The 12,782-nt window shown below is 65.5% G+C and carries 12 protein-coding genes; 7 read left to right on the plus strand and 5 right to left on the minus strand.

The genetic code is table 11. The features are described 5' to 3' along the window. Positions 1–72: 72 nt before the first annotated feature. The 3 genes from MJ8_RS28025 to MJ8_RS28035 form a co-directional block, all read right to left on the minus strand. Complete coding sequence (locus MJ8_RS28025) at positions 73–924, minus strand: sugar phosphate isomerase/epimerase family protein (protein ID WP_201411836.1); 852 nt, start codon at positions 922–924, stop codon at positions 73–75. 206 nt (positions 925–1,130) lie between these two features. Next, the gene (locus MJ8_RS28030) at positions 1,131–2,318 is read right to left on the minus strand and encodes a Gfo/Idh/MocA family protein (protein ID WP_201411837.1); all 1,188 of its coding nucleotides are present in this window, start codon (positions 2,316–2,318) and stop codon (positions 1,131–1,133) included. Positions 2,319–2,467: 149 nt separating this feature from the next. Continuing rightward, the gene (locus MJ8_RS28035; protein WP_201411838.1) at positions 2,468–3,523 is read right to left on the minus strand and encodes a sugar phosphate isomerase/epimerase family protein; all 1,056 of its coding nucleotides are present in this window, start codon (positions 3,521–3,523) and stop codon (positions 2,468–2,470) included. Between the two features lie 401 nt (positions 3,524–3,924). Here MJ8_RS28035 and MJ8_RS28040 point away from each other — a divergent pair, with 401 nt between their 5' ends. From MJ8_RS28040 to MJ8_RS28055, 4 genes are all read left to right on the plus strand, one after another. Beyond that, entirely contained in the window at positions 3,925–4,812 is an 888-nt protein-coding gene (locus tag MJ8_RS28040) for a sugar phosphate isomerase/epimerase family protein (RefSeq protein ID WP_201411839.1), read from the plus strand. A gap of 55 nt (positions 4,813–4,867) precedes the next feature. Beyond that, the gene (locus MJ8_RS28045) at positions 4,868–6,037 is read left to right on the plus strand and encodes a mandelate racemase/muconate lactonizing enzyme family protein (protein ID WP_201411840.1); all 1,170 of its coding nucleotides are present in this window, start codon (positions 4,868–4,870) and stop codon (positions 6,035–6,037) included. Between the two features lie 2 nt (positions 6,038–6,039). Then, positions 6,040–6,756, plus strand: coding sequence for a FadR/GntR family transcriptional regulator (locus MJ8_RS28050; RefSeq protein WP_201411841.1), 717 nt, complete (start codon positions 6,040–6,042; stop codon positions 6,754–6,756). Between the two features lie 62 nt (positions 6,757–6,818). After that, a complete protein-coding gene (locus MJ8_RS28055; RefSeq protein ID WP_201411842.1) occupies positions 6,819–7,799 on the plus strand; it encodes a hydroxyacid dehydrogenase in 981 nt (326 codons plus the stop codon). A 319-nt stretch (positions 7,800–8,118) separates the two neighbouring features. On the opposite strand, the gene MJ8_RS28060 is transcribed toward MJ8_RS28055, so the two are convergent. Next, positions 8,119–9,414, minus strand: coding sequence for an amidase (locus tag MJ8_RS28060; RefSeq protein WP_201411843.1), 1,296 nt, complete (start codon positions 9,412–9,414; stop codon positions 8,119–8,121). Between the two features lie 117 nt (positions 9,415–9,531). Here MJ8_RS28060 and MJ8_RS28065 point away from each other — a divergent pair, with 117 nt between their 5' ends. Beyond that, on the plus strand, positions 9,532–9,879 hold the full coding sequence (locus MJ8_RS28065) for a GFA family protein (protein WP_201411844.1): 348 nt from the start codon (positions 9,532–9,534) through the stop codon (positions 9,877–9,879). Positions 9,880–9,942: 63 nt separating this feature from the next. Here MJ8_RS28065 and MJ8_RS28070 read toward each other — a convergent pair whose 3' ends face one another. Further along, the gene (locus tag MJ8_RS28070) at positions 9,943–11,160 is read right to left on the minus strand and encodes an MFS transporter (RefSeq protein ID WP_201411845.1); all 1,218 of its coding nucleotides are present in this window, start codon (positions 11,158–11,160) and stop codon (positions 9,943–9,945) included. Positions 11,161–11,251: 91 nt separating this feature from the next. Here MJ8_RS28070 and MJ8_RS28075 point away from each other — a divergent pair, with 91 nt between their 5' ends. Then, positions 11,252–12,220: an AraC family transcriptional regulator gene (locus MJ8_RS28075; protein WP_201411846.1), complete on the plus strand. Its 969-nt coding sequence runs from the start codon at positions 11,252–11,254 to the stop codon at positions 12,218–12,220. Positions 12,221–12,327: 107 nt separating this feature from the next. Next, positions 12,328–12,762 (plus strand): DUF4437 domain-containing protein, encoded by a 435-nt coding sequence (locus MJ8_RS28080; RefSeq protein ID WP_201411847.1) that lies wholly within the window; start codon positions 12,328–12,330, stop codon positions 12,760–12,762. The last annotated feature ends 20 nt before the right edge of the window (positions 12,763–12,782 follow it).

Raw genomic sequence — 12,782 nt, forward strand, 5'->3', positions numbered from 1 at the left:
CCCAAGTGGGGGAGATGTCCGGCAGGACAGAGGGGGGCGCGAAGGATCGCGGCGCCCGTCGGACGGTGCACCCTAAGCCGCCTTCTTCCACCCCTCCTTGATATGTCTATACCCCTCGCGATAAACCGCCTGCGGGCTCTCCGCGAAATCGCGCCACACCTTGGTCGCCGCCGCCAGATCCTTCAGCGAGCGGCCAAACGACTCGATGGTCAGCCAGTCGTCATAGCCAGTCCGGCGAATGGCGGAGAAAGTCTCCTTCCACGGAATGTTGCCGCGCCCCGGCACGCCGCGGTCGTTCTCCGAAATGTGGATATGCACGACATTGCGGCGATGCTTCGTATAGGCGCCGATCGGGTCGGCCTCCTCGATGTTGGCGTGGAACGTGTCGTACATCGCCTTGATGTGCGGCCGGTCGATCGCGTCGATATGTTCCGACAGGTCGGCCATGGTGTTGACGAGATAGCATTCGAAGCGGTTGAGCGCTTCGAGCCCGATGGTCACGCCTTTCTTGCCGGCATGGTCGCCGATGGCGCGCTGTGAGGCCACCGAGCGCTTCTTCTCGGCAGCCGTCGGCCCGCTGCCGGAAAAAGTGCCAAGCGTCGAATGCAGCGGCCCGCTCAGCCTGTCGGCACCGAGCGCGGCGCTGCAATCGATCGCCCATTTCATGTAGTCGATGCCGGCCTTGCGGGTCGCCGCATCCGGCGAGATCAGGTTCATCGCCGGATCGCCCATGGCCGAGACCGCGGTACGCTCCAGCCCGATGCGGTCGAGCATCTCGCCCAACTTCTTGTAGTCGTCAGGCGCGCCCGCGAAGACCGGTATCTCGACGCCGTCGAAACCGGTCGCCTTGATGTCCTTCAGCAACGCCTCGTGCTTCTTCGAGACGCTGGTGGTCCACAAGAACATGCACATGCCGATTTTCATCGACACCCCTCCCCAACTTGCGGCCAGCCGCTTGCGTTGGCGGGCCACACTCCCCCTCATCCGGCCGCTTCGCGGCCACCTTCTCCCCGGTGGGGAGAAGAGATTGTCGTCGGCACCGGCGCCTCCTCTCCCCTCGGGGAAAGGTCGGATTGCCCCGAATTGCCTTCGCATTTCGGCTGGGAATCCGGGTGAGGAGGCGCCGCCGCCTACAATTTCGTCCACGCCCCATTCTTCTTCGACGACTTCACGCAGGCCTCGATGAAGGCCATGCCTTCGACGCCGTCAGCGATCGTCGGGAAAACCACGTCCTTGGCCGGCTTGCCGCCCTTTCGGCGCGCCGCCCGGATGGCGCGGGCGGCCTCCTGGTAGATGTTGGCGAAACCTTCGAGATAGCCTTCTGGATGGCCGGACGGTACGCGGCTGACGCGCGCGGCCACCGGCATCGCGCCGGCGCCGGCGCGCGTCAAAAGCTGCTTCGGCTGGCCGAACGGCGTGTACCAAAGATAGTTCGGGTCGGCCTGCACCCATTCCAGTCCGCCCTTGGAGCCATAGATGCGCAGCTTCAGCCCGTTCTCATGGCCAGGCGCCACCTGGCTTGCCCAGATCATGCCCTTGGCCGGATGCTTGTTGCCGACCGGCTTGAAGCGCAGCATGACATTGACATTGTCGTCGAGCTGGCGGCCCGGCACGAAGGCGTCGAGATCAGCTGAGAGCGAGTCCAGCTCCAGCCCAGACACGAAGCGGGCAAGATTATAGGCATGCGTGCCGATGTCGCCCAGCGCGCCGCCGGCGCCTGCCTGCTTGGGGTCGGAGCGCCATGAGGCCTGCTTCTGGCCGGTGGCGGCGAGGTCTTCGGTCAGCCAGTCCTGCGGATATTCCGACTGCACGATGCGGATGTCGCCGAGCTGTCCCTTGGCCACCATCTCGCGCGCCTGCCTGATCATTGGATAGGCGGTGTAATTATGCGTCAGAACGAACACCTTGCCGGTCTTCTCGACGAGCGCGGCAAGCTTCTTGGCCTCCGCCAGTGAGGTCGCCAGCGGCTTGTCGCAGATGACGTGGATTCCGGCCTCCAGGAAGGCTTTCGCAGCCGGCACGTGCACATTGTTGGGCGTGACGATCGCCACCGCCTCGATGCCGTCGGGACGCTTGGCCTCGGCCTTGGCCATCTCGGCATAGGAGCTGTAGCTGCGCTGCGGATCGAGCCCGAGTTCGGCGGCGGAAGCCTTGGCCCGCGCCGGGTCCGACGACAGCGCGCCGGCGACCAGCACGAAATCATTGTCCATGCGCGCGGCGATGCGATGCACCGCGCCGATGAAGGCGCCCTGCCCGCCCCCAACCATGCCGTAGCGGATCGGGCCGCCTCCCGCTTCCGACTTCGATGCGCCGACCATTCTTCGTCCTCTCCTCTTTGGCTCCTCACCCTCCCCCCTTGCGGAGAGGGCCGACGCGCGGCGTCGGGGCGGGATATAAAGGTCCGCCGCGACTTGGAATTCAACCCCATCCGGCCCCGCGGCCGAACATTCCCACGGAAGTTCCCGGGTCAAATCCCCATCATCGCACGCAGCAGCTTTTTGTCGGTCGTGCCGGCGGCGAAATCGTCGAAGGCCTTCTCGGTTACCCGGATGATGTGATGCTGGATGAAGGGGGCGCCCTCGGCCGCCCCGTCCTCGGGATGTTTCAGGCAGCATTCCCACTCCAGCACCGCCCAGGAATCGTAGTTGTACTGGGCGAGCTTGGAGAAGATGCCGCCGAAATCGACCTGCCCGTCGCCCAGCGAGCGGAAGCGGCCAGCCCGGTTCACCCAGCCCTGGTAGCCGGAATAGACGCCTTGCCGTCCCGTTGGGTTGAACTCGGCATCCTTGACGTGGAAGGCCTTGATCCGCTCGTGGTAGATGTCGATGAACTCGAGATAGTCGAGCTGCTGCAGCAGGAAGTGCGAAGGATCGTAGTTGATGTTGCAGCGCTTGTGCCCGCCGACCGCGTCCAAAAACATCTCGAAGGTCGCGCCGTCGAACACGTCCTCTGAAGGGTGGATCTCGTAACCGACATCGACGCCATTGTCCTCATAGACATCGAGGATCGGCTTCCAGCGTTTGCCGAGTTCGCCGAAGGCTTCCTCGATCAGCCCGGCCGGCCGCTGCGGGAAGGGATAGAGGTAAGGGAAAGCCAGCGAGCCGGTGAACGACACCGAGGCGTTGAGCCCGAGATTGCGCGATGCCTTGGCGCCGAACTTCATCTGTTCGACGGCCCATTTCTGACGCGCCTTGGGATTGTTGTGCACCGTTGGCGGCGCGAAGCCATCCATCTGCGCGTCATACGCGGGATGCACCGCCACCAATTGCCCCTGCAGATGCGTCGACAGTTCGGTGATCTCGACGCCGGCGTCGGCGCAGATGCCTTTCACCTCGTCGCAATAGGCTTTCGACGACGCCGCCTTCTCAAGGTCGAACAGGCGACCGTCCCAGGTCGGGATCTGCACGCCCTTGTAGCCGAGGCCGGCCGCCCATTTGGTGATCGAAGCCAGTGAATTGAACGGCGCGGCGTCGCCCGCGAACTGCGCCAGAAACAGGCCGGGCCCCTTCATCGTCGTCGGCATCGGCATCCTCCCTCATTGTTTTCGCGAACCAAGCATAGCGCCGATTGGAGCGAGGGCCAGCCTGTTTGGTCAGTCCTACCGGGATCCAAACGCCATGTCATTCTGGTATTACCAAATCCCGCAGTTCGGTCAAGCGCTTGAAAAGCTGGAGGAGGGGTCCTGCCGGCAACCAAAAGAACGAAATTGCGTCGTTAAATCATGGAATTGCCTAACGTGGGGAGCTTCCCATGCCCACTTCTTGCCGCGCATGAAAATTTGCTGTAGAGGTCATGGCAGGCCCAATTGGTCGAACCAGTTTCGAGGAAAATGCTGGCAACGCCTTGGGGAGGAGTCGTCCGGCCGCCTCTACCGGAGGCGTCGCGGGGTAAAATGTGACAGGCGAATTCTGGGAAGGATAGACCATGCATCTTTCGACGCACAATTGGATGCGGGCGGAGCCGCTGGAGGTGACGCTTAAGCGCATCAAGAAGTTCGGCTACGAATCGATCGAGATTTCCGGCGAGCCAGAGCAGTACAAGACCAAGGAGACGCGTGCGCTGCTCAAGGAGCACGGCATCCGCTGCTGGGGTTCGGTGACGCTGATGCTGGGCGAGCGCAACCTCGCCGCCAGGGACCAGGGCCAGCGCGAACGCTCCGTCCAATATGTCAAGGACGTGCTCACCATGGTGAGCGAGCTCGACGGCGAAATCATCACGCTGGTGCCCGCGACCGTCGGCAAGGTCGTGCCGGACGGCACCGAGGCGGAGGAATGGGGCTGGGTGGTCGACGCCACGCGCGAATGCTTCACGCATGCCAAGAAGGTCGGCGTCAGGATCGCCGTCGAGCCGCTCAACCGCTTCGAGACCTATCTCTTCAACCGCGGCGCCCAGGCCCTGGCGCTCGCCGACGCGGTAAGCCCCGAATGTGGCGTCTGCCTCGATGCCTACCACATCCACATGGAGGAATTTAACGTCTACGACGCGATCCGTCAGGTCGGAAAGCGCCTGTTCGACTTCCATGTCGCCGACAATAACCGCTTCGCCGCCGGCCTCGGCCAGATCGACTGGCCGAAGATCGTACGTACGCTGAAGGAAATCGGCTATGACGGCGCGCTGACCAACGAGTTCGTCGCGCCCGTCGACCGCACGCCGGCCGCGCCCTATCCGGACATGGTCGAGCGCAATCCGGTCGACATCTCGCCCGAGCAGCTGAAATTCATCCAGGACCACGGTTCCAGCCTGCTCACGGAAAAATTCTACACCGACCAGATGCGCATCACTGCCGAAACGCTGCTGCCCCTGATCAAGTGACCTCCGATTGAAACCTGTCCCTTCCGCCCGGCGGGCGGAGGACCGAAGGGAAAACATGCGCATAAAAAGCGTCCAGGCCTGGTGGGTTCGTGTTCCGATCGAAGTCGCGAAGCAGCATCGCAGCGACTTCGGTCAGGTGACGACATTCGACGCCGCCATTTTGCGCATCGAGACCGATGACGGCCTGATCGGCTGGGGTGAAGGCAAGAACGCCGCCGGCAGCGCCGGCAGCTATGGCGCGCTCGTCCATATGCTCAACCATGAGATAGGCCCGCAGCTCATCGGTCGCGATCCCGCCGACATCGGCATCATCTGGGAGATGCTCTACAACGGCGTGCGGCACGAGACGGCGGCGCATGCCGGTCATGCCATGCCGCAGCTGGCGCGGCGCGGCATGAGCGTGGCGGCGATCAGCGCCGTCGACATCGCGCTCTGGGACATCCTCGGCAAGTCGCTCGGGCAGCCGGTCTGGCGGCTGCTCGGCGGCCGCAAGGTCGAACGCATGCAGGCCTATGCCTCGGGCGGCTGGGCTTCCCCCGACGCCATCGGCGAGCAGTTGCAATCCTACATCGCCAAGGGTGGCTTCAAGGCGCTGAAGATGCGCGTCGGCGCCATGGATGGCGCCCCGCATCTTTCGGCCGCGCGCGTGCGCGCCGCAAGGCAGGCGATCGGTCCCGACGTCGATCTTATGGTCGACGCGCACGGCACCTACACCGTGGCCGAAGCCAAGCGCTTCATCAAGCTCACCGCCGATCTCGACCTCGCCTGGTTCGAGGAGCCGGTGATCGCCGACGACAAGCCAGGCATGGCCGAGGTGCGCGCCTCGGGCTCGACGCCGATCGCGACCGGCGAAAGCGAGGCGACGCGCTACGCCTTCCGCGACCTGGCGATGCTGAAATCCGCCGACATCTTCCAGCCGGATCCGGCGTTTTGCGGCGGCATCAGCGAGGCGATGAAGATCGGCATCATCGCCAGCGCCTTCAACCTGCGCTTCGCGCCGCATCTGTGGGCCGGCGCGCCCTGCTTCTTCGCCGGGCTGCATGTGTGCGCCGCCTCGCCCGCCTCCTTCATCATCGAATATTCGCTCGGCGCCAATCCGATGATCCACGACCTCGTCGAGGAGACTGTCGAAGCGAAGGACGGTATGATAGCGATCCCTGAAAAGCCTGGATTGGGATTCACCATCTCGGAGCGATTCCTGGAGGCGCACGCGCAACGTATTTGACGATGAAAGAAAAGAACCTTCTCGCGGAACTTGCCGCCTATCTCTTCTCCAACTCGGACAAGGAGTCCGGCCGCACGCCGTCGGAACGCGAGCTGGCGGAACATTTCAGCGTCAGCCGCGGCCAGATCCGCGAGGCGCTCGCCATCCTCGAAGCCATGCGCATCGTCGAGCGCCGCGCCAAATCCGGCATCTATATCGATACCAAGCAGGCGAGCGTGGAAGCGCTGGCGCTTTTCGCCCGCGCCGGCCTGCCGCTCGATCCGGTGCAGATCTACGAGACCGTCGAATTGCGCAAGATCCACGAGATCAAGGCGGCCGAGCTTGCTTGCTCGCGCGCCACCGAGGAGAATTTCGAACGCCTGCGCGAGATCCTGAAGGCTTCCGAAGAGCGCATCGCCGCCGGCGAAGGCCTCGCCAAGGAGGACCGCGAGTTCCATCTCGAGATCGTGCGCGCCACCAAGAACAGCGTCTTCCACAACATCTGCAGCGTCTATTACCTGATGGGCGAGCAGCGCCTGCCGATCTATTTCAACGACCCCGAGCGTAGCGTGCGCTCGCATGCCGAGCACATCCAGATCTACGAGGCGCTGCTTCGCCGCGACGGCAATCTCGCCCAGGCCCTGATGAGCGCCCATTTGCAGGGCGCCGAAAGCTACTGGAAGGGGATCATCGAAGGCCGCGGGACGGAACCGAAAAGCGCGGCGCTCGAAAAGGCCTAGAGCATTTTGCAGCCAAGCGTTATCGCTTGGCGCGGCGGAAATGCGGAGAAAACAAAAACCTCATGCGCAAGATCCTGTCGACGCATCCGCTGCATCCGCGCGCCACGGCCATGCTGGCCGGTGCCGGCCGCCTTGCGATCGCTTCCGCCCTCGATCCCAGGACGCTGACCGCCGAGGCCCGCGACGCCGACATCGTCATCGTGCGCGCGCCGCTGCCGCCGGAGCTGTTTCAAGGCGCGGCGAATTTGCGCGCCGCGATCCGCCACGGCGCCGGGCTGGACATGATCCCGGTCGAAGCGGCGACCGCCGCCGGAGTGCTGGTCGCGAACGTGCCTGCCGTCAACGCCCGCTCGGTCGCCGAACACGTGATGTTTGTGGCACTTGCCCTGCTGCGGCGCTTCCGCGTGATGGACCGCGACCTGCGCGCCAAGGGCTGGCTTGCCGGGCGCGAGCACGCCAATTCGACCAGCGAGCTGGCCGCCAAGACCATCGGCATCGTCGGTCTCGGGGCGGTCGGCCAGGCCGTCGGCCACATCGCCGCGCATGGCTTCGACCTCAATGTCGTGGCGACGACGCGCAGTCTGCGTCCGGCGCCCGAGCGTGTCGGCTTCCTGTCGATAGACGCGCTGATCGAGCAAAGCGATATCATCGTGCTCTGCTGCCCGCTGACAGAGGAGACGCGCGGCCTGATCAGCCGCGAGCGCATCGCTCGCATGAAGCCCGGCGCGCTGCTGATCAACGTCTCGCGCGGTCCGGTGGTGGACGACGAGGCGCTGATCGAAGCCTTGCGAGAAGGCCGGATCGGCGGCGCCGCGCTCGACGTCTTTTCCACGCAGCCGCTGCCGCCCAACCATCCCTATTTCGGTTTCGACAATGTCATCGTCACCCCGCATATGGCCGGCATCACCGAGGAATCGATGATGCGCATGGGCGTCGGCGCGGCGAACGAGACGCTGCTGGTGCTCGCCGGCAAACTGCCGGTCAATCTGCGCAATCCGGAAGCCGTCGAGCATTACCGGCGACGGTTTCCAGCCGGCGATTAGTTCGTCGGCGAGCGACGATGTAGACCGGGGACGCCTGCAGGACAGCGCCCCCTCCGTCCTGCCGGACATCTCACCAATAAGATTGGCTCTGTGACTGGCGTGACTGATCGGGCTGAGGCTTGATTGCCGCGTGGTTCCCCCAATCCGTCGCTGCTTCGCAGCGCCACCTTTCCCCCCTCCGGAGGGAAAGGAAGAGAGCCTTGCTGGAGGAGCGTTGACGGCAAAAAAGCTTGGCGCCTTTCCTCTACCCCGTCGATCGGGGGAGAGGTGTCTCGGCGAAGCCGAGACGGAGTGGGGGTCGATCAGCGCTACATCCCTATCAACGGCCAAGCAATGCCTCAACGGCCGCCGCGATCGCGAGCAACCGGCGATCATCCCCATGCTTGCCCACCAGCATCAACCCGGCTGGCAGCTTGGTGCCCGGCATCGGCAGCGAGATCGCGCAGAGGTCGAACTGGTTGGCGAGTTGCGTGTTGCGCAGGAGCAGCCCTTCGGTCCTGTCGCGCAGCGCCTCGTCGCCGGCCATGGCGGCAATGGACGGGGCGACCATCGGCACGGTCGGCAATGCCAGGAGATCGACAGCCTCCAGCCGTTCCGCCATCGCCGCCGCGAGCTCGCCGCGGCGGCGGATCGTGCGGATATAGGCCGAGGCGGGAACGGTGAGCGCGCGCGACAATGGCCCGGTGACATGCGGATCGACCGGCACCGCGGCGCCGCTCGCCAGCCAGTCGGCATGCACTTCGGCGCCTTCCATCGAGGCGATCGTGCCGCGTCTGGTCGCCGTCCGCATCTCGGCGACGAGATCGTCGATCGGCAACTCGGCAGCACGGACGCCGGCTCGTCCGATCCTGTCGATGCAGCCCTCGAAAGCCTCGCCGACCTCCGCTTGCGTATCGCCGAACAACACACCCCGCGGGATGCCGATGCGCAAGGTCGCTAACGGTACCGGACGAAGGGCCGCCGGCTCTTCCCCCGCCATGATCGCATCGGCGATCGCGCAATCGGCGACGCTGCGGGCAAGCGGGCCGATCGAATCCAGCGTCATCGACAGCGGAAAGGCGCCGGCCAAGGGCACGCGCCGCGCCGTCGGCTTGAAGCCGACGACGCCGTTGAGCGAGGCCGGGATGCGGACCGAGCCGCCGGTGTCCGACCCGATCGAGATGTCGCTCGTGCCCTCGCCGACCGCAACGCCCGCCCCGGACGACGAGCCGCCCGGGATCAGCCCGGCATCGGCGGCATTGCCCGGCGTGCCGTAGTGCGGATTGTCGCCGATCGCGGTAAAGGCGAACTCCGTCATGTTGGTCTTGCCGAGGATGACCGCGCCCGCCTGCCGCAGCCTTTGCACGATCGCCGCATCCCGCGTCGCCGGCGCCGCATGGGCATGGATCAGAGAACCAGCCGCCGTCGGCTCGCCGGCGACATCGAACAGGTCCTTGATAGAGACGATGCGCCCGTCGAGCGGGCCGAGGCTCAAACCGACCTTGCGGCGGGCGTCGGATGCGTCAGCGGCCGCCCGCGCAGCCTCGGCATAGAGCTTCACGTAGACCTTCTCATCGGCCGCGCGATTGGCAAGACGTGACAGGATGATTTCGACATGGTCGCGGACGGATTGCATTTTCGATGTCGGGCCTTGCAAAGTTGCAGCGTCTTTCAGGCACGGCCTGATTTGGGCCGACGAAGAGATAACCCGGCAAGTGTGCCTTTGCACCCTGCCAGCGATGGGAAGATGCTGATGCTGTACAAAGGCAGCTGCCACTGCGGCAAGGTGGCGTTCGAGGTCAAGGGTGAGATCGGCGGCGTGGTACGCTGCAACTGCTCGATCTGCGCTCGCAAGGGCGCGCTGCTGTGGGCCGTGCCGCATGGCAGCCTGCGCCTGGTCGCCTGGGGCGACGACCTCGGCCGCTACACTTTCGGCAAGGCTCAGATCGCGCATCGCTTCTGCCGCACCTGCGGCATCCATCCATTTGCCGAAGACGTCGGCGAAGGCAGCGGGCGGACGGCCTACATCAACATCAACTGCCTCGACGATGTCGACACCGCCGGCATCGACGTGTTCGAGTTCGACGGCCGCTCGGCCTAAGCTGCAGGTATCGGCCCGGCTCCCCTGAGAGCCGGGCCGGTGCCCGAGTGAGTGGGCGGGCCGTTACTCGGCGGCCTGCTTCGGCCCCCTTGCGAAAGCCACCAGCGCCGCGAGCAAGGTCGCGACGCCGCCATAGGCGAAGGCGCTGGCAACACCGGCATGATCGACCAGCAGGCCGCCGACGATGGCGCCGAGCGCGATCGCCACCTGGAAGGTCGCGACCATCAACCCGCCGGCGCTCTCGGCCTGGTCGGGCGCGGCGCGCACCAGCCAGGTCTGCAGGCCGACCGGCACGGCGCCGAAGGCGAAGCCCCAGGCGGTGACGGCGACCGCCGCCGTTATCGGCGAGGCGCCGAGCGCAAGCAGCGTCGCCGCCGACAGGGCGATCAGCAGCGGCGCCAGGCCGACCGCCATCTTCAAATTGCGTTCGGCCAGGAACGCGCCGGCGAAATTGCCGAAGAAGCCGCCGATACCATAGGCGAGCAGCACCAGCGAGATGGTCTCGATCGACATCACCGGCACCGTCTCCAGGAACGGCCGCACATAGGTGAAGCCGGCGAACTGACCGGACGCGACCAGCAGCACCACCAGCAGCGCGATGCGGATCATCGGCCGCTTCAGCACCTCGACCAGCGTGCGGAAGCTCGCCACGGCCGTCGGCGGCAGGCTGGGAAGCGTGGCGAGTTGCACCAGAAGCGCAAGCGCACCGACGACCGCGGCGATCATGAACGCCGTGCGCCAGCCCCAGACGTCGCCGACATAGGCGCCGACCGGAGCCGCCGTGACGGTGGCGACCGAGACACCGGTCAGGATGATCGACATGGCGCGCGGCATCAGCCGCATCGGCACGAGCCTGAGCGCCATGGCCGCCGACATCGACCAGAAGCCGCCGAGCGCGACGCCCAGCACGACGCGGGCGAGAAGCAGCATGGTGAGCGAGGAGGCGAAGGCGGCGACGAGATTGGAGACGATCAGAAGGACGGAGAGGATCCACATCACATACCGGCGGTCGAGCCGCTTGGTGACGATCGCCATGGTCGGCGCGGCGATCGCACCGACAACGGCCGTCGCGGTCACCGCCTGACCGGCGGCACCTTCACTGACGCCGAGGTCCTGCGCCAGCCGCGTCAACAGGCTGGCGGGCAGGAATTCGGCGGTCACCAGGCCGAAAACACCGAGCGCCAGCGAGACCACCGCGCCCCAGGCAGGTTCGCTTCGTTCTTCTGGTTCGGCTCTGTCGAGGACAGCGGCGTCAATGGCGCCTGTGGCGGGCTCGGTCATGACAAATCTCCGGTGAGTTGCAGCGCAACATTTGGGCTGCAGTGCAACATAGGGAGTGACTGTCTGGACTTTCCATGCTAGAAACGCCGAAATGAATTACAATTCGTCCAAATCCGTTTTAGAGACGTCGGGCGACCCCCTCACCGACATGTTGCGTGGCTTGCGCCTCGACGGTGTCGACTATGGCCGCTGCGTGCTGGGCGAGCCCTGGGCCGTTTCCTTCCCGGCTCAGAAGGCCGCGCGCTTCCATTTCATCGGACAGCAGGGCTGCTGGCTGTTCTCGCCGGCGAAGGAATGGATCGAGCTCTCGGTGGGCGACGCGCTGCTGATCCCGCGCGGCGCCGAGCATGTGCTGGCGAGCGCGCCCGGCGTGCCGCCGGTGCCGATCGGCCGCTACACGATCGAGCCGGTGTGCGAGAATATCTACGATGTCTCGAACGGCTGCGACGGCTGCAAGACCCTGCTGTTTTGCGGCTCGATGCATTTCAACCTCGACGGCTCGCACCCGCTGCTGGAGATGATGCCCGACCTGATGCAGGCGCATAAGCTGATGGCGAATGCCCCCGGCATCCAGCACCTGCTCGACGCGATGGCCGGCGAGGTGACGATGGACCGGGTGGGCTCCGGCGGCATCCTCGCCCGCCTGGCCGATGTGCTCGCCGCCACCATCATCCGCTCCTGGGTGGAAAATGGCTGCGGCGACGCCACCGGCTGGATCGCCGCCGTGCGCAATCCGGATGTCGGCAAGGTGCTTGCCGCCATCCACCTGCAGCCGGAGCGCGACTGGACGGTCGAGGCACTGGCCAGGATGATGGGCGCCTCGCGCTCCGCCTTCGCGCAGCGCTTCGCCACCGTGGTTGGCGAGACGCCGGCCAAGTACGTGCTGCGCGTGCGTATGCACCAGGCTAGGCAATGGCTTGCCCGCGACGGCATGCGGGTCTCGGTCGCGGCATCGAGATTGGGCTACGATTCGGAAGCCTCTTTCAGCCGCGCCTTCAAGCGGGTGATGGGCGTGGCGCCGAGCCATTTCCGTCACACCGGCGCCGAGGAGCAATCCTGATATCCGGCGGGCAGTTGCAGCCGTTGGAGGAATTGCCAAATCTTTTGGACGACGCGCCATTCCCCGCCGGTCGAGGCAGCCTAAGCTCGATGGCGGAGGAAACCGCCATGCCCAATCGTCTCGCATCGCTTGCGCTTGCCGCCGCCGCCATCCTGCCGGGCCGGGCTTTCGCGCTGGAAGACAGCTATCTGCCCGCCGACAAGATCCCTTATGCCGTCGAGGCGCCGGGCCAGCCGCAGCGGCTTGGTCCGCTATGGGGCGAGCGCGCGAAGGGACCGGCCGGCACGCTGCTGAAAGTTCCCGGCAATTGGCGCGCGCCCGTCCACGCCCATACGGCCGATTACCGCGCCGTGGTCATCAAGGGCCTGTGGGCGCACTGGCAGATGCAGGGCGGCGAAGCCACCAAGGTCGAATTGCCGCCCGGCTCCTATTGGACGCAGAAGGCCGACGAGATGCACGACGACGCCTGCCTGTCGGACACCGAATGCGTCATCCTGCTGATCAACGACACGCCTTACGAGACCTATCTGCCGAAGCAATAAGGCAGCAGCCAACCCGATCG

The sequence above is a fragment of the Mesorhizobium sp. J8 genome, assembly GCF_016591715.1.
Classification (GTDB): Bacteria; Pseudomonadota; Alphaproteobacteria; order Rhizobiales; family Rhizobiaceae; genus Mesorhizobium.

Coding starts and splice junctions, on each gene's coding strand:
- MJ8_RS28045 (WP_201411840.1), top strand. CDS start 4,868: ATGCGCATAAAAAGCGTCCAGGCCTGGTGGGTTCGTGTTCCGATCGAA.
- MJ8_RS28025 (WP_201411836.1), bottom strand. CDS start 924: ATGAAAATCGGCATGTGCATGTTCTTGTGGACCACCAGCGTCTCGAAG.
- MJ8_RS28075 (WP_201411846.1), top strand. CDS start 11,252: ATGAATTACAATTCGTCCAAATCCGTTTTAGAGACGTCGGGCGACCCC.
- MJ8_RS28035 (WP_201411838.1), bottom strand. CDS start 3,523: ATGCCGACGACGATGAAGGGGCCCGGCCTGTTTCTGGCGCAGTTCGCG.
- MJ8_RS28080 (WP_201411847.1), top strand. CDS start 12,328: ATGCCCAATCGTCTCGCATCGCTTGCGCTTGCCGCCGCCGCCATCCTG.
- MJ8_RS28050 (WP_201411841.1), top strand. CDS start 6,040: ATGAAAGAAAAGAACCTTCTCGCGGAACTTGCCGCCTATCTCTTCTCC.
- MJ8_RS28060 (WP_201411843.1), bottom strand. CDS start 9,414: ATGCAATCCGTCCGCGACCATGTCGAAATCATCCTGTCACGTCTTGCC.
- MJ8_RS28065 (WP_201411844.1), top strand. CDS start 9,532: ATGCTGTACAAAGGCAGCTGCCACTGCGGCAAGGTGGCGTTCGAGGTC.
- MJ8_RS28070 (WP_201411845.1), bottom strand. CDS start 11,160: ATGACCGAGCCCGCCACAGGCGCCATTGACGCCGCTGTCCTCGACAGA.
- MJ8_RS28030 (WP_201411837.1), bottom strand. CDS start 2,318: ATGGTCGGCGCATCGAAGTCGGAAGCGGGAGGCGGCCCGATCCGCTAC.
- MJ8_RS28055 (WP_201411842.1), top strand. CDS start 6,819: ATGCGCAAGATCCTGTCGACGCATCCGCTGCATCCGCGCGCCACGGCC.
- MJ8_RS28040 (WP_201411839.1), top strand. CDS start 3,925: ATGCATCTTTCGACGCACAATTGGATGCGGGCGGAGCCGCTGGAGGTG.